Consider the following 14,103-nt stretch of genomic DNA (forward strand, 5'->3'; position numbering starts at 1 on the left):
AACCCACCCGGCCGCGTTATTTCTCCAGCGCGTACTGCACCGTCAGCGTCACCGAAGACCCGACCTGTCCCGGCTCCACCGGCGTGGCGGGGGCAGCATCCGCCTTGAACCGCGCCGACACCATCATTGGCATGGGCGGCTGGCCGCCGCTATTGCTCTCCGCCAGCGAAACCAGCCGCGCCGAGCGATAACCCGCCGCCTGCGCGTAGAAATCCGCCTGCGCCTTCGCGGTTTTCAAAGCCGCCGCCCGCGCCTGCGCCAGCATGGGCGTCGGGTCGCTGATCGAGAAGCTCGGCCCGTTCACATTGGTCGCACCGGCCTCCACCATCGTATCCAGCAGAGTCCCCACCTTCCTGATGTCGCGCAGCTTCACCGAAAGCTGATTCGACGCTTCATACCCAATGAAGCGCGGCCCGCTCGGCTGCCCGTCCCGATTGCTGTAATCATATTGCGCGCTCAGATTGATGCCGCTGGTCTGGATATCCTTTTTCGGGATTCCCGCCTTCACCAGCGCTGCGATCAGCTTGTCCATCTGCACCGCATTGTCGCGCATCGCCTGCGCGGCGGTTTGCGCGCGGGTCTGCACCCCGGTGCCGACCGTCGCCACATCCGGCGCTGCCTCCACCGTTTCCGTAACGTTCAGCGTCACGACCGGCGCGGTTTCGGCGATGGTGACGCTGGTCTGCGCGACCGCCGCGACGGGCAGGGCGGCGCCAAGGGCGGCCAGGGCAAACATTGATTTCACAGGGCTTTCTCCTCAAAGCGATGCAGCCACATTGTAACGGCTGCGATGAACGGACGCTGACATGCGCTGAAAGCCGTCAGACAGCTTCCGGTTCCCCCTCTTGCCCTCGACCCCCGGAAAGCCTAGCTGCACCGCCATGGCGGCTCCCATCCTTTCCTTCGAAAATCTCGGCCTTTCCCAGGGCACCCATTGGCTGTTCCGCAATCTCGACATTTTCGTCGGGGAGCGGGACCGGCTGGCGCTGATCGGCCGCAACGGCGCGGGCAAGACCACGCTGCTGAAGCTCATCGCGGGGCAGATCGAGCCGGACGAGGGCAACCGCTCGGTCCGCCCCGGCGCCCGTGTCATCATGCTGGAGCAGGACCCCGACGTCAGCGGCTTCGCCACGCTGCGCGATTTCGCGCTGGCGGGCCAGTTCGCCCCGCCCGCCCATGAGGTGGACGCCATCGCCAGCCAGCTCGGCACCGACCTCAACCGCGAAGCCGCCACAGCGTCGGGCGGCGAACGCCGCCGCGCCGCTATCGCCCGCGCATTGGCCAGCGAACCCGACCTGCTGTTGCTGGACGAGCCGACCAACCATCTCGACATCGACGCCATCGACTGGCTGGAGGGTTGGCTCAGCCGTTATAATGGCGCCTTCGTCGTCATCAGCCACGACCGCGCCTTCCTGACCCGGTTGACGCGCCAGACGCTCTGGCTCGACCGGGGCGGCATCCGCCGCAACGAAATCGGCTTCGGCGGCTTCGAGGAGTGGATGGAAGCCGTCTATGCCGAAGAAGCCCGCGCCGCCGAAAAGCTGGACGCGAAGCTCAAGATCGAGGCCCATTGGCTGGAACGCGGCGTCACCGCCCGGCGCAAGCGCAACCAGGGCCGCCTCGCGAAGCTGTGGGAAATGCGCGCCCAGCGCGCCGCCATGGTGGGGCCGCAGGGCGTCGCGAAGATCGCGGTCGCCAGCGATGACAACAAGACGAAGAGCGTCATCACCGCCGAGCATGTCACGAAATCCTTCCCCGCTCCGTTCGCTTCGAGCGAAGTCGAGAAGCATAGCGCACAACCTGTCTCGACTTCGCTCGACACGAACGGGGTTGGACTGCCGGGCCGCACCGTCATCAAGGACTTCTCCCTCCGCATCCAGCGCGGCGACCGCATCGGCATCGTCGGCGGCAACGGCGCGGGCAAGACGACGCTGCTGAAATTGCTGACCGGCGAACTCGCGCCTGATTCCGGGCAGGTCAAACAGGCCAAGTCACTCGACATGATCTTCATCGACCAGCAGCGCAGCCTGATGCAGCCGGACAAACGGGTCAGGGACGTGCTGGCCGAAGGCGGCGACTGGATCGACGTGCGCGGTGTGCGCAAGCATGTCCACGGCTATCTCAAGGAATTCCTCTTCGACCCCTCGCTGGCCGAGGCGAGGGTGGGGACGCTGTCGGGCGGCGAACGCTCCCGGCTCCTGTTCGCCCGCGAATTCGCCCGCGAATCGAACCTGCTGGTGCTTGACGAGCCGACCAACGACCTCGATCTCGAAACGCTCGACCTGCTTCAGGAAGTGATCGCCGACTATGAGGGCACCGTCCTGATCGTCAGCCACGACCGCGATTTCCTCGACCGCACCGTTACCGTGACGCTGGGCCTCGACGGTTCCGGCACTGTCGACGTGATCGTCGGCGGCTATGCCGACTGGGTCGCCAAGCGCCAGCCGAAGAACGCGCCGAAGCAGGAGAAGAAAGCCGCCACGCCCCCGCCTCAGAAAAGCGCCGCGACCAAGCTCAGTTACAAGGATCAGCGCGATTTCGACCTGATCCCCCAGCGCATCGAGGAGATAGAGGCTGCCATCGCCCGCGACGAGGAAGCGCTGGCCGACCCCAATCTCTACAGCCGCGACCCGAAGAAATTCGAGGCCCTGACCAAGGCCATCGAAAAGGCCCGCGCCGAAAAGGACGCGGCGGAGGAACGCTGGCTGGAACTGGCGGAAAAGGCCGAGGGGCTGGGCGCTTAAGAAGGTCTTGCACCAATCCCCTCATCTGATAGCCAAGGCATCCAGTCAGGGGAAAACACATGGAACAGTCCGCGACGGTGCAGGACAATGACATGATCGACGGCCATCACGCGGTCCATTATGTCAACCGCGTCGGCTGGCTGCGCGCCGCCGTGCTGGGCGCCAATGACGGCATCGTCTCGACTGCCAGCCTGCTGACCGGCATTGCAGCCTCCGGCGCGGCGCGGGAGACCATATTGCTGTCCGGCATAGCCGCGCTGGTCGCGGGCGCCATGTCGATGGCGGCGGGCGAATATGTCTCCGTCAGCGCCCAATCCGACACCGAACGCGCCGATCTGGCCAAGGAAAAGAAGGCGCTGGCCCAACAGCCGCATGTGGAATGGGAGGAGTTGCGCGACATCTATGTCGACCGCGGCCTGACGGCGGACCTCGCCGGTCAGGTGGCGACGCAGTTGATGAATGTCGACGCGCTGGCCGCTCATGCGCGGGACGAACTGGGCATTTCCGAAGTCAGCACCGCCCGCCCGATCCAGGCCGCGCTGACATCCGCCGCGACCTTCTCGGTCGGCGCGGTCGCGCCCGTGCTGGCGGCGGTGGCCAGTCCTTCCCACGCCATCGCCGCCGTCGCGGTCACGTCTCTGATTTGCCTCGCCTTGCTGGGCTATGTCGGCGCGCGGCTCGGCGGCGGTGGAATATTGCGTGCCGTCGCCCGCGTCGTCTTCTGGGGCGTGTTTGCGATGCTGGCAACTTCGGGCGTGGGCAAGATTTTCGGCGCGGCCATATGACGGCCCTGTTCAGACCCATTTCGCAGGAGGCCAAAAGATGACCGATATTCAGCAAATCCCGCTCAAGACCATCCAGGGCGCCGACGCCAGCCTGGCCGATTATGCGGGCAAGGTGGTGCTGGCGGTCAATGTCGCCTCCAAATGCGGCCTGACCCCGCAATATGAGGGGCTGGAAAAGCTTTACGGCGGTTATAAGGACAAGGGGCTGGTGGTCGCCGGTTTCCCCGCCAATGATTTCGCCGCGCAGGAGCCGGGCAGCAATGAAGAAATCGCGTCCTTCTGCACCACCAATTTCGGCGTCGATTTCCCGATGTTCGAAAAGATCGTCGTCACCGGCCCGGAAAAGCACCCGCTCTACGCCGCGTTGACCAGCGCCCAGCCCGAAGCGCAGGGGGACGGCGCCGCCTTCCGCGAAAGACTTACAGGCTATGGCATCACGCCTAATCCCGAACCCGAAATCCTCTGGAATTTCGAGAAATTCGTAATTGCGAAGGACGGCACCGTCGCCGCCCGCTTCGCGCCGACGACCGAGCCCGATGACTCAGCTCTCATCGCCGCGATCGAGGCTGAACTCGCCAAATGAGGATGGAAGCCGCCATTCCCGCCACCGGGCATGGCGGCCCTGTCCATTCGTGCCCGAACCCGCTCGACAGATGCGGCTGACGGCGCTTTATTCGGCCTCATGCTACCCCCAGCCATCGCCCTTTATCAAATCGGCCCGGTCCTGGAAGCGCTGAGCATCCTCGGCACCTTCGTCTTTGCCGCATCAGGCGCGCTGGCGGCGGCGCGCCTGCGCCAGACGCTGGTGACTTTCGCCTTCTTCGCGCTGGTGACGGGGGTGGGGGGCGGCACGGTCCGCGACCTGCTGATCGGCGCGCCGGTCTTCTGGGTGCATGACGCGGTGCCCGCCATCGCGTGCATGATCGCCGCGCTGCTTATCTGGTTCACCCCGCGCCGCTGGTGGAGCGACCGGGCGCTGGACTGGCTGGACGCGGTGGGCCTTGCCGCCTTCGCCGTCTATGGCGCGGCAAAGGCAATGAGCTACGGCGTTCCCCCTTTCGTGGCGGCGATGATGGGCGTCGTCACCGGCTGCGTCGGCGGCATCATGCGCGACCTGCTGGCGGGGGAGCCGTCCATCCTGCTGCGGCCGGAACTTTATGTGACGGCGGCTGCCCTGTCTTCCGGCCTGTTCGTGGTGTTGCGCTGGTGGGGGCTGGACGTGCCGGTCGCCGGGTTGATCGCGGCGCTGCTGGGCTTCCTGCTCCGCGCCGCCGCAATCTGGCGCGGCCTTGGCTTACCCCACTATAAGTCGCCTCATTAAATCCTCCCTGCGCTGGGCGGGAAGGATCAAGAATATCCGTTTTTCCAACCGAATCGGTTGGCGCGGCTACCGCCACCCAAGCCGGACCTGGATCCACCCCCACAGGTGCCAACCCAGATCCACTCAACCTTCAATAGGCATTCCTGTGAACGACGACGCCGAAAGTGGCCAGCAATATCCGCAGGTCGCTCATGATGGACCAGTTGCGGACATATTCCAGATCATATCGCAACCGCTCGATCAGGTCATTCCTGGTATCCGTGGCGCCACGATAACCGCGTATCTGGGCAAGGCCCGTAATGCCCGGCTTGGCTGAGTGGCGAAGCCAGTATCGGGCGTCGACATGCCAGAACAGATCATCCCCGGCCCTTGAGCCCAATGCATGAGGTCTTGGCCCGACCAGCGACATGTCGCCCCGAAGTACATTGAAGATTTGGGGAAGTTCGTCGATCGACGATGCGCGGATGAATCGCCCGACCCTGGTAATCCGCCGGTCGTCCCGTGACGCCGATGTGGCCCCGGAAGCATCGGCCAGTTCGTGGCGCATGCTTCGGAACTTGAAGACATGGAACATGCGGTTGCTCCGGCCTATCCGGATCTGCTTGAACAGGATGGGGCCGGGGCTGTCGCATTTGATGGCGATGGCCACCAGGATCAGCAGCGGAGCGACCAGGAACAATATGGCGACCGCCGCCGCGATGTCGAAGCTGCGCTTGATTGCGCGGCTCCTCAGGTCCAGCGGGCCGGTGGAGACCCTGATCGCCGCGGCGTCGAACGCCAATCGCGCATGGTCGGATATCACCGGCCGCAATTCGGGAATCAGCAGATAGCCGATGCAGCCTATGGCCTGGAGGTAGAGCGACCAATGTTCGCGGTCCTCGACCCGGCAATCCACCAATATCCGGTCGTAATCGCTCACGATCGAACTGAAGGTGTGCAAGGCAACAGGGTCGTGAATGTCCAGCTTCAGCCCCAATTCCCGCATATCCACGACATCATATCCCGCTGTGGCGCGGGCGGGGACATTGTCGACCACCAGCAATTTCTTCAGGAACATTTCGGGAATGGCGCGATTGACGAAAATGTCTATCGGAATGCGGACGAGCAGCAGCAACGTCAACGAAAGCAGGCATCCCGACGAAAAGATGAATCGGGAAACTGGATCGGTGTCCTTGGAAAAGAAGAAAGCCAGCAGCGTGATCGCCACCGCCCATGCCAGCGCCCCGCATGCGCGCCGGGCGGACAGCTTGTAGGATTGCAATGAATCCAGCGTATAGAGCCGCCCGTAAAAGGCGACGACGATGAAGGCGGGGACCAGCACCGTGATCCAGTCGATATTCCGTCCGTTGGACAAATGACCGATCCGCGCCAGGCTGGACGTCAGGAAGCTGAACACAAGGATGAAGACGTCGATCATCAACTGCGCGGCATAGACGGTCACGCGAATCTGCCTGCTGGTCAGCTTCCTTCCGGCAGCAGCACTATGCAGATTCACATCTATTTGCACTCTTGAGGCCCCCGCGCTCAGACTATGAAGTCGTTTGATTTCCGTATCTTGTCCAAATAATCGCGTCCCTTTTGCCTATTAAATTAGGAAGTTGGATTAATCTAACTTTCGGCATATACCGCACGTGCTAACATCAAATCATGCTGCTCTGCAATATCTTGAAAACTTAATTCGAAAGGATGATGGATGTACCGATTCAGGGCGTCGGATTAATCGGCAGGCTGGGGGCGGCAAGCTGGCCATTAGCTCCGTGGCAGTAGAATGAAGCATTTTCCCTGATTAATTCATGCAGAATGCGCCGGAAAATGCTCTAATTCTGCCTGTGCGAACGGGAATATGCAGAAAATCTGCGACCGTTCACGTCGTTCCGAAGTGAATTGGGAAAGGAGTAATCCCAATTCGGTACAGGATTAAATATTCTTTTTAATCATCGCGCTATTTCTTGTTGTCCCGGATCGCTAATTGATTAAATGAGTCGCAACTTTTCGGGCAGAACTTTGCGTCGATTGCTGCAATGTGGGGGTATATGCGACCGATCAAGAAAGCCGTTTTCCCCGTTGCCGGACTCGGAACGCGATTTCTGCCGGCGACGAAGGTCGTGCCGAAGGAATTGCTGGCGATTATTGACCGTCCCCTGCTGCAATATGCGGTGGACGAAGCGATAGAGGCGGGGATCGAGCAGTTCATCTTCGTGACGGGCCGGGGAAAGGGCGCGATCGAGGATTATTTCGACATGGCGTTCGAGCTGGAAACGACCCAGATCGGCCGGGGCAAGGATATTTCGGCGCTGCATGGCACGCGCATGCAACCCGGCCAGGCCGTCTTCCTCCGCCAGCAGGAGCCGCTGGGTCTGGGCCATGCCATCTGGTGCGCACGGCACATTGTCGGGGATGAGCCTTTCGCCGTCCTCCTGCCCGATGAATTCATGTATGGCAGCCCCGGCTGCCTTGCGCAGATGGTGGCGGCTTATGAAAGACTGGGCGGCAACCTCCTGTGCACGCTTGAAATTCCCATCGACCAGACGTCCAGCTATGGCGTGGTCGATCCGGGAGAACGCCATGGCGCCGTGGTGGAGATCAAGGGCCTGGTCGAAAAGCCCGCGCCGGGCACCGCGCCGTCCAATCTAATCCTGCCCGGCCGCTATATCCTCCAGCCGGAGATCATGCAGGTGCTGGGTCGGCAGGAAAAGGGCGCAGGCGGCGAAATCCAGCTCACGGACGCGATGGCGGCGCTGATCGGCAGCCAGCCTTTCAACGGCCTGACCTTTGCCGGACAGCGGTTCGACTGCGGGTCCAAGGCGGGATTCATAGAAGCGAACCTGGCCCTGGCGCTGGATCGCGAAGATATTGGCGATCATATATTGGCCTACGCGGCCGATTTGATCGCAACTATTCAGAAGGGCAGGGGGCTGTCCCGCGACGTAGCTTGATTTGGATTATTGATATATTCGGCTTTTAAGATGATCGGGGGGTCATTTCATGGTTCGCGTCTTGGCTGTGTCCTCCGGCGGAGGGCATTGGGAAGAACTCATGCTTCTCAAGGATGCATTCGATAATAAGGCTGTTCACTTCGCGACGACGTTCGCGGACTTGCCGACCCGCGCCGGCATAACGGAGGCGACGATCCTGCCCGACTGCAACCGCAGCTCGAAATGGGCGGCGATCAGTTGCATCTGGAAGGCGTTCAACCTCGTCCGCCTGCTACGCCCCGACGTCGTGATCTCGACGGGGGCGGCGCCTGGCTTTTTCTGCATTGTCGCGGGCAAGTTGTTCGGGGCGAAGACATTGTGGATCGAAAGCTTCGCCAATGCGGAAAGCCTGTCGATGTGCGGAAAACTGGCCGCCAGGATTGCCGATCGCACCATCGTTCAATGGGAACATCTCGCGAGGCCGCAGGGGCCGCATTTCGCCGGAGCGCTCCTGTGATCCTGGTCACTGTCGGAACCCAACTGCCTTTCGACCGCCTCATCCGGGCCATGGACACTTTGGCGCCTTCTTTGGGCCAGCCCGTCTTCGCGCAGGTGGGAAAGGGCAAATTCCGGCCCCGGAACATGGAGTGGCAGGCGACATTGGACGCTTCCGAATTTGATCGACTGCTGAACCGCGCCAGCCTCATCGTCTCCCATGCCGGGACCGGGACGATATTGCTGGCGCAGAACATGCGAAAGCCGCTGGTCATCATGGCGCGTCGCTCTTCATTGGGAGAGCATCGGAACGATCATCAGGTCGCGACAGCGAAGCAGATGACCGGCCGCCCCGGCGTGCATGTGGCGGAAACTGTCGACGATCTGGCTCCCTCCATTGCAATCGCGAGCAGGGAGGAAGTGGAAGCCGCCATTCCGTCGCAGCGGGAACAGCTTAAGGCCGCCATCCGCGAATTCGTCGGATAGCCGCAGGGACGTACACGATTTGGTGTTGAATTGGCTCCCCGAGTAGGATTCGAACCTACGGCCATTCGATTAACAGTCGAATGCTCTACCGCTGAGCTATCGGGGAGCGGCCCGGCTTCCGCTGGGCAGGCCGCGCCTATAGCAGCGGCTTTCCGGCAATGGCAAGCGCCAAATACCGGAATCTTCACGCGATGAACTGTTCCGCCGCGATCCGGTCGTCCAGCGTATGTTCCGGGTCGAACAGCAAAGTCAGCGGCGTCGCCCGGTCGATCATCACCTCGACCTGCGCGATGTCGCGCACTTCGCGCTGGTCGGCCACGGCGCTGACCGGACGCTTCACCGGATCGAGCACGGTGAACTGGATCGCCGTATTCTCCGGCAGGATCGCGCCGCGCCAACGCCGGGGGCGGAACGGACAGATCGGCGTCAGCGCCACCAGCGCTGATCCCAGGGGCAAAATGGGGCCGTGTGCCGAAAGATTATAGGCGGTCGATCCCGCGGGCGTCGCCACCAGAACCCCATCGCACACCAGTTCGGGCAGCACGGTGCGGTCGTTGACCTTCACCTCCAGCTTCGCGGTCTGGCGCGTCTCGCGCAGCAGGGACACTTCATTGATGGCGGGAATGGAGAAACGCTCCCCATCCACCGTATCGACGGTCATGCGCAGCGGATTGACTTTGAACAGCTTGGCCGCCTCGATCCGCTGCTCCAGCCGTTCCAGCCGCCATTCGTTCATCAGAAAGCCGACTGTGCCTAGGTTCATGCCGAACACGGGCAATATCCGTCGCCCTTCCAGCATGGCGTGCAGCGTCTGGAGCATGAAGCCGTCGCCGCCCAGCGCAATGATCATATCCGCCTGTTCGACCGGCACGAAGTCATAGGCCGCGCGCAGCCTTTCCTCCGCTGCCTTGGCCGCTGGACTGGGGGAGGCGACCAGGGCGCGCCGGACATCGCCCGTCATCCGCCGGTCACGCTCATATGCCGCCGCACGGCCGCCGGTGCGCCCGCGCCGATGCGGAAATCATGGGCCGCCGGTTTCAGCCGCAGCGCCCGGTCGATCAGCGGCTCCACCGCAGCCGTTCCGCCCGCGCGGAAGGCGGATTTCAGGTCGACATGGTCCTCATGCCCCAGGCACATGAATATCTTGCCGTCGCAGGTCATCCGCATGCGGTTGCAGTCGGCGCAGAAATTCCGCGTCAGCGGCGTGATCAGCCCAAGCCGCGCGCCCAGCCCCTCGACAGCATGATAGCGCGCAGGGCCACCGGTGCGATGCGCGATCGGCGCCAGGGCATGACGCGCCCCGATGGCGTCGGCCACCTCCGTCAACGGCAGGTAATGATCGGTGCGATCTTCCCCGGTTTCGCCCAGCGGCATCGTCTCGATCAGCGTCAGGTCGAAGCCCTCAGCATCGCACCAATGCAGCATCGGCAGGATTTCATCCTCATTGATGCCCTTCAGCGCCACCATGTTGATCTTCACCGCCAGCCCGGCGGCCCGCGCCGCCTCCAGCCCCTCGAACACCAGCCGGATGTCGCCGTTGCGCGTCACATGGGCGAAGCGATCCGGATCGCGGCTGTCCAGACTGACGTTGATCCGCCGCACGCCCGCATCGGCCAGCGCCTGCGCATGCTGCGCCAGCCTGGTGCCGTTGGTGGTGAGCGTCACTTCGTCCAGCCCTTCGCCCAGATGCCGCCCGATGCGGCGGACGAGGTCTACGATATCCCGCCGCACCAGCGGCTCCCCGCCGGTCAGCCTGATCCTGCGTACGCCCCGCGCAATGAAGAGGTCCGCCAGCAGCGCGATCTCCTCCAGCGTCAGCACCTGATCCTTGGGCAGGAAAGTCATCCGCTCCGCCATGCAATAGCGGCAGCGCAGGTCGCAGCGGTCCGTCACCGAAATCCGCAAATAGCTGATCCGGCGGCCGAGCGCGTCGGTCAACGCCCTACGCCCCGGATCGACCATGCCCTTATCGACCGTCTCCATGCTTCCCTAGCTAGGCGATGGACCTGCCCCGCGCAAGCGTCCCCGGTTGCGGCAATGTGAACAGGTCGCTAACCGATATACGGATAAAGGGGGGCGATGGACCCTCCCAGGGAGCATCATGTGAGCGGTGAAACCGCACTGGACGGACAGCGCAGCCTTTTCATCCTGTCTCCGGGCGACCGCGACGGCCTGTCGCGGCAGGCGCAGGCCGCCGGTTGGCGCGCCATGGCCGCCCGCCGCGCGACCGACGCCGCGCAACGTTTTCTGCATAGTGATGCCCAGATCGCGCTGGTCGACATGCGCGGCGCGGGCGAGGGCGACGTCCGGCTGATCGCGTCGCTGGTTCCGGCGGTCGATGCGGGCGGCGGCGCGCTGGTCGTGCTGGTCGACGCGCAGCATATCGCCGCCGTGCCCGGCCTGCTGGAGGCGGGGGCGACGCATTTCCTGATCGCGCCTTTCACGCCGGGCGAATTGCGCGCCACGCTCGCTTCCGCCCAGCGGCTGGTCGACCGGCTGGTGGGCGGCGCCACCCACAGCCGTCGCGCCCAGCGCATCCGGCGCGGCGACGCGCTGTTCTGGGAAAGGGAGGGGGACGCCGTCCGCCTCAGCGACAATCTCGCCCGCCATCTCGGCATTGAGGGGCGCAGTATCGGTCCGGCGGGCTTCATCCGCCGCCTGCCGCGTTCGGAGCGGCGTTCGGTGATCGCGGCCTTGCGCGGCATGATGCGTTCCGGCCGTCCCGAAGCCTTCGCCCATGCCGCTCCCGGCCGCCCCGGCGACCGGCTGGTCCATCATCTGCGCCTGATCGACGGCGTGGTCGCGGCGGATGTGGAATGGCTTTCCGACGCTTACGGCCCTGATGAGACGGGGCGCGATGACCTTACCGGCCTGCGTTCGCGGCAGGCGGCGCTCGACTGGCTGGACCGGCGCAAGGGGCTGGCGACCACGGTGCTCCTGCTGTCGATCAGCCAGTTCGACCGGATGAACGCTGCCTATGGCCAAGTGGTGGGGGACGCGCTGCTGGGCCGGATCGCCCGCCGGATCGAGCGCATGACGGTCGACATGGCCGCCGAAGCCATGGTGGCGCGCATCGCCGGGACGGAATTCCTGATCGGCCTGACCGGGGAAGCCGCCACGGCCGAGAAGGCGACTTTCCTCGCCCGCCAGCTCATCGGCGCCATCGGCCGCCCGTTCAGCGCGGGCGATCACCTCATCCGCCTGACCGCCCGCTGCGGCATCGCCCAGTCGCGTTCCGACGATGACGCGACCCGCCTCATCCGTCGCGCCGGAACCGCCCTGGCTGACGCCAGGGTCGGGGGAGGGGAGGGCATCCGCATCTTCTCCTCCGAAAAGCGCAGCCGTCAGGTCGACGCCGATCAGTTGGAGACCGACCTGCGCCTTGCCCTGCATCGCGGCGAGATCGCCATATTGTTCCAGCCGCAATATCCGGTCGGCGGCGAACAGATGGTCGGCGTGGAGGCGCTGGCCCGATGGAACCACCCGCAATATGGGGCGCTGGGCGCGGGGATGCTGTTCGCCACGGCGGAACGGTCCGACTATATGCTCCCGCTGTCGGCGCATATTCAGGCTGAAGCGCTGCGGCAGGCCGCCGCATGGCCCCGCGCTTTGTCCCACCTGCGCCTGTCTATCAACGTCACGGCGGAGGACATCGCCCAGCCCGGCTTCATGCCGCAATTCCTGAATCTGGTGGACATGAGCGGCTTTCCCCGGTCCCGCCTGACGGTGGAAATCACCGAAAGCGGGCTGATCGAGGATGTCGACAATGCGACAGCGCTGCTCACTGCGTTGCGCGCCGAGGGGTTGGCGGTGGCGGTGGACGATTTCGGCACCGGCTATTCCAGCCTCGCCTATCTCAAGAGCCTGCCGCTGGATTATCTCAAGATCGACAGCGGCCTGGCGCAGGACATCGCGGGCACCGCCCGTGACCGCATCATCGTGCGCGGCGTGATCCACATGGCCAAATCGCTGGGCCTCAGCGTCATCGCAGAAGGGGTGGAGACGGAACAGCAACTCGACCTGCTGTCCCGCGAAGGTTGCGACTATTATCAGGGATTCCTGCGATCGGCGGGCGTTTCCTCCGCCGATCTGGTGGCGTTGGCGTTGAAGCCATGAGCGGGGGTGCTAGAGACTGAATCCCAATCGCCCGATCAACGTCGCCCCAGCATGCCGGGTGCGGGAAGTGTCGATGCTGCTGTCGGCATAGCGCACCCCCGCAGACCAGCGCCCTTTGAGATAATCGACCCCGATCCCATAGTCCCAATAGGCGCCGTCCGGCCGCAGCCGCGCCGCCCGCAGCGGATCGCGCGCATTTCCCGAAGATCGCCCAATCCGGGCCGAAACCGTCAGAGGCGTTCCCGGCACCCCCGCCGACGCAGAGGCCGAAAGATATAGATTATCCCCGCCAACAGCAGATTGCCGGGGCGCATAATTCCCGTTGATGTCGATACTGGCGGGTCCGATCAGAAAACCCGCACCCGCGCCTATCTCTCCATAGCCCTGGCCGGACGATCCCGGAAACAGATGGTAGCGCCCCTCTGCCGAAAGCCGCCATCCGCCGATCTGCCGCATATAGGCCGCGCCCAGATCGACCACCGCATCCGCCCCGCCATGCCGGTCGCTCCCCCAGAGCGAAACGGCCGAGCCGTCCAGGCTCAGCCCCTCCGCCACCGGCACGGACAGGGCAGCGCGCACCACCGGATCGCCCTCGCTCCAACTCAGTCCACGGCGCCGCTCATCGCTCGCAATCTCCACCGTCGCCGAAACCCGGTCGGCATATTGGGCAAAGGCCGGACCCGCACTGGCCCACGCCGCAAGGGCGCAGGCCAGCGCAACCCGTTTCTCAGTTGGAGGCAAGTTTGCGGACGGCATCAAGCTCAGCCAATAGCGGCGCCCGGTCGGCTTCCGCCACCGCGATCAGATGGTCGCGAATCTGGCCCGCATATTGCGCCAGGTTGCGCTCGCCCGACTGGCGGCCCGGCGTGCAAGCGCCATGCTCGCTGCCCGAAAACCGCTTGTGGCTGGAAATGGTGCGGCTGAGCGCGGGACCATGGTTCAGCGCGCGGTCGACCACGATGGTCGCGGTCCACTGGCAACGCTGCATGTCCATCCGGTTCGGGGTCTTGGCCCCCAGCGTCCTCGTCTGGAATTCTGCCCGTGCATTGTAGGTCGCCTGTACCGGCGTCCCGCCATGGTCGATCTGAACGCTGTGGGATGCCGTAGGCATCGCCGCCGCGGCCAGCGCAATAAGGGTCAAACTCATATCAATCTCCTGCTCGATGCCGGGCTTTCCTGTCCGGTCATCGATGCAGAATTTAGGTCGCGACTGTTTCCGGCTCTTTTCTGCGCCATAACAA

The 14,103-nt window shown here is 64.0% G+C and carries 14 protein-coding genes and 1 tRNA gene; 8 read left to right on the top strand and 7 right to left on the bottom strand.

Going from position 1 to position 14,103, the window contains the following annotated elements:
- Positions 1-16: 16 nt before the first annotated feature.
- The gene (locus BV95_RS16015) at positions 17-745 is read right to left on the bottom strand and encodes an SIMPL domain-containing protein (protein WP_037454135.1); all 729 of its coding nucleotides are present in this window, start codon (positions 743-745) and stop codon (positions 17-19) included.
- 136 nt (positions 746-881) lie between these two features.
- On the opposite strand from BV95_RS16015, the gene BV95_RS16020 reads away from it, so the two are divergent.
- The 4 genes from BV95_RS16020 (at position 882) to BV95_RS16035 (ending at position 4,850) form a co-directional block, all read left to right on the top strand.
- Positions 882-2,744 (top strand): ABC-F family ATP-binding cassette domain-containing protein, encoded by a 1,863-nt coding sequence (locus BV95_RS16020; RefSeq protein WP_037454138.1) that lies wholly within the window; start codon positions 882-884, stop codon positions 2,742-2,744.
- Positions 2,745-2,803: 59 nt separating this feature from the next.
- Positions 2,804-3,529, top strand: a complete 726-nt coding sequence (locus BV95_RS16025; RefSeq protein WP_051749815.1) for a VIT1/CCC1 transporter family protein — start codon at positions 2,804-2,806, stop codon at positions 3,527-3,529.
- Positions 3,530-3,566: 37 nt separating this feature from the next.
- Entirely contained in the window at positions 3,567-4,112 is a 546-nt protein-coding gene (locus BV95_RS16030; RefSeq protein ID WP_037454140.1) for a glutathione peroxidase, read from the top strand.
- Between the two features lie 99 nt (positions 4,113-4,211).
- A complete protein-coding gene (locus BV95_RS16035) occupies positions 4,212-4,850 on the top strand; it encodes a trimeric intracellular cation channel family protein (RefSeq protein WP_037454245.1) in 639 nt (212 codons plus the stop codon).
- A 130-nt stretch (positions 4,851-4,980) separates the two neighbouring features.
- Here the strand turns inward: BV95_RS16035 and BV95_RS16040 are convergent, their stop codons facing one another.
- Positions 4,981-6,345 (bottom strand): exopolysaccharide biosynthesis polyprenyl glycosylphosphotransferase, encoded by a 1,365-nt coding sequence (locus BV95_RS16040; RefSeq protein WP_234703209.1) that lies wholly within the window; start codon positions 6,343-6,345, stop codon positions 4,981-4,983.
- 538 nt (positions 6,346-6,883) lie between these two features.
- Between BV95_RS16040 and BV95_RS16045 the strand changes: the two genes are divergently transcribed.
- The 3 genes from BV95_RS16045 (at position 6,884) to BV95_RS16055 (ending at position 8,746) form a co-directional block, all read left to right on the top strand.
- Positions 6,884-7,786 (top strand): UTP--glucose-1-phosphate uridylyltransferase, encoded by a 903-nt coding sequence (locus tag BV95_RS16045; RefSeq protein ID WP_049785939.1) that lies wholly within the window; start codon positions 6,884-6,886, stop codon positions 7,784-7,786.
- A gap of 100 nt (positions 7,787-7,886) precedes the next feature.
- Positions 7,887-8,282, top strand: a complete 396-nt coding sequence (locus BV95_RS16050; RefSeq protein ID WP_234703210.1) for a glycosyltransferase family protein — start codon at positions 7,887-7,889, stop codon at positions 8,280-8,282.
- A complete protein-coding gene (locus BV95_RS16055) occupies positions 8,279-8,746 on the top strand; it encodes a glycosyltransferase (protein WP_037454146.1) in 468 nt (155 codons plus the stop codon). The genes BV95_RS16050 and BV95_RS16055 overlap by 4 nt, the downstream gene beginning before the upstream one ends.
- Before the next feature lie 31 nt (positions 8,747-8,777).
- On the opposite strand, the gene BV95_RS16060 is transcribed toward BV95_RS16055, so the two are convergent.
- From BV95_RS16060 to moaA, 3 genes are all read right to left on the bottom strand, one after another.
- Positions 8,778-8,852: transfer RNA gene (locus tag BV95_RS16060), tRNA-Asn, on the bottom strand.
- 78 nt (positions 8,853-8,930) lie between these two features.
- The gene (locus BV95_RS16065; RefSeq protein WP_037454149.1) at positions 8,931-9,707 is read right to left on the bottom strand and encodes an NAD kinase; all 777 of its coding nucleotides are present in this window, start codon (positions 9,705-9,707) and stop codon (positions 8,931-8,933) included.
- On the bottom strand, positions 9,704-10,729 hold the full coding sequence (gene moaA, locus BV95_RS16070; protein WP_234703211.1) for a GTP 3',8-cyclase MoaA: 1,026 nt from the start codon (positions 10,727-10,729) through the stop codon (positions 9,704-9,706). Before moaA ends, BV95_RS16065 begins: the two co-directional genes overlap by 4 nt.
- 96 nt (positions 10,730-10,825) lie before the next feature.
- Here moaA and BV95_RS16075 point away from each other — a divergent pair, with 96 nt between their 5' ends.
- Positions 10,826-12,862, top strand: a complete 2,037-nt coding sequence (locus BV95_RS16075) for a putative bifunctional diguanylate cyclase/phosphodiesterase (RefSeq protein WP_037454151.1) — start codon at positions 10,826-10,828, stop codon at positions 12,860-12,862.
- A gap of 9 nt (positions 12,863-12,871) precedes the next feature.
- Here BV95_RS16075 and BV95_RS16080 read toward each other — a convergent pair whose 3' ends face one another.
- Both BV95_RS16080 and BV95_RS16085 read right to left on the bottom strand, forming a co-directional pair.
- Entirely contained in the window at positions 12,872-13,618 is a 747-nt protein-coding gene (locus tag BV95_RS16080; RefSeq protein WP_305851996.1) for a TorF family putative porin, read from the bottom strand.
- Positions 13,590-14,009, bottom strand: a complete 420-nt coding sequence (locus BV95_RS16085) for a hypothetical protein (RefSeq protein ID WP_037454157.1) — start codon at positions 14,007-14,009, stop codon at positions 13,590-13,592. Before BV95_RS16085 ends, BV95_RS16080 begins: the two co-directional genes overlap by 29 nt.
- Positions 14,010-14,103 lie beyond the last annotated feature (94 nt).

This window comes from Sphingobium chlorophenolicum, from assembly GCF_000722875.1.
GTDB lineage: Bacteria > Pseudomonadota > Alphaproteobacteria > Sphingomonadales > Sphingomonadaceae > Sphingobium > Sphingobium chlorophenolicum.

Excerpts from the sequence above, each read along its gene's own strand:
- BV95_RS16075 (WP_037454151.1), top strand. The coding sequence starts at position 10,826 with ATGGACCCTCCCAGGGAGCATCATGTGAGCGGTGAAACCGCACTGGAC.
- BV95_RS16030 (WP_037454140.1), top strand. The coding sequence starts at position 3,567 with ATGACCGATATTCAGCAAATCCCGCTCAAGACCATCCAGGGCGCCGAC.
- BV95_RS16020 (WP_037454138.1), top strand. The coding sequence starts at position 882 with ATGGCGGCTCCCATCCTTTCCTTCGAAAATCTCGGCCTTTCCCAGGGC.
- BV95_RS16025 (WP_051749815.1), top strand. The coding sequence starts at position 2,804 with ATGGAACAGTCCGCGACGGTGCAGGACAATGACATGATCGACGGCCAT.
- BV95_RS16080 (WP_305851996.1), bottom strand. The coding sequence starts at position 13,618 with ATGCCGTCCGCAAACTTGCCTCCAACTGAGAAACGGGTTGCGCTGGCC.
- BV95_RS16045 (WP_049785939.1), top strand. The coding sequence starts at position 6,884 with ATGCGACCGATCAAGAAAGCCGTTTTCCCCGTTGCCGGACTCGGAACG.
- BV95_RS16085 (WP_037454157.1), bottom strand. The coding sequence starts at position 14,009 with ATGAGTTTGACCCTTATTGCGCTGGCCGCGGCGGCGATGCCTACGGCA.
- BV95_RS16035 (WP_037454245.1), top strand. The coding sequence starts at position 4,212 with ATGCTACCCCCAGCCATCGCCCTTTATCAAATCGGCCCGGTCCTGGAA.
- BV95_RS16050 (WP_234703210.1), top strand. The coding sequence starts at position 7,887 with ATGCTTCTCAAGGATGCATTCGATAATAAGGCTGTTCACTTCGCGACG.
- BV95_RS16065 (WP_037454149.1), bottom strand. The coding sequence starts at position 9,707 with ATGACGGGCGATGTCCGGCGCGCCCTGGTCGCCTCCCCCAGTCCAGCG.
- moaA (WP_234703211.1), bottom strand. The coding sequence starts at position 10,729 with ATGGAGACGGTCGATAAGGGCATGGTCGATCCGGGGCGTAGGGCGTTG.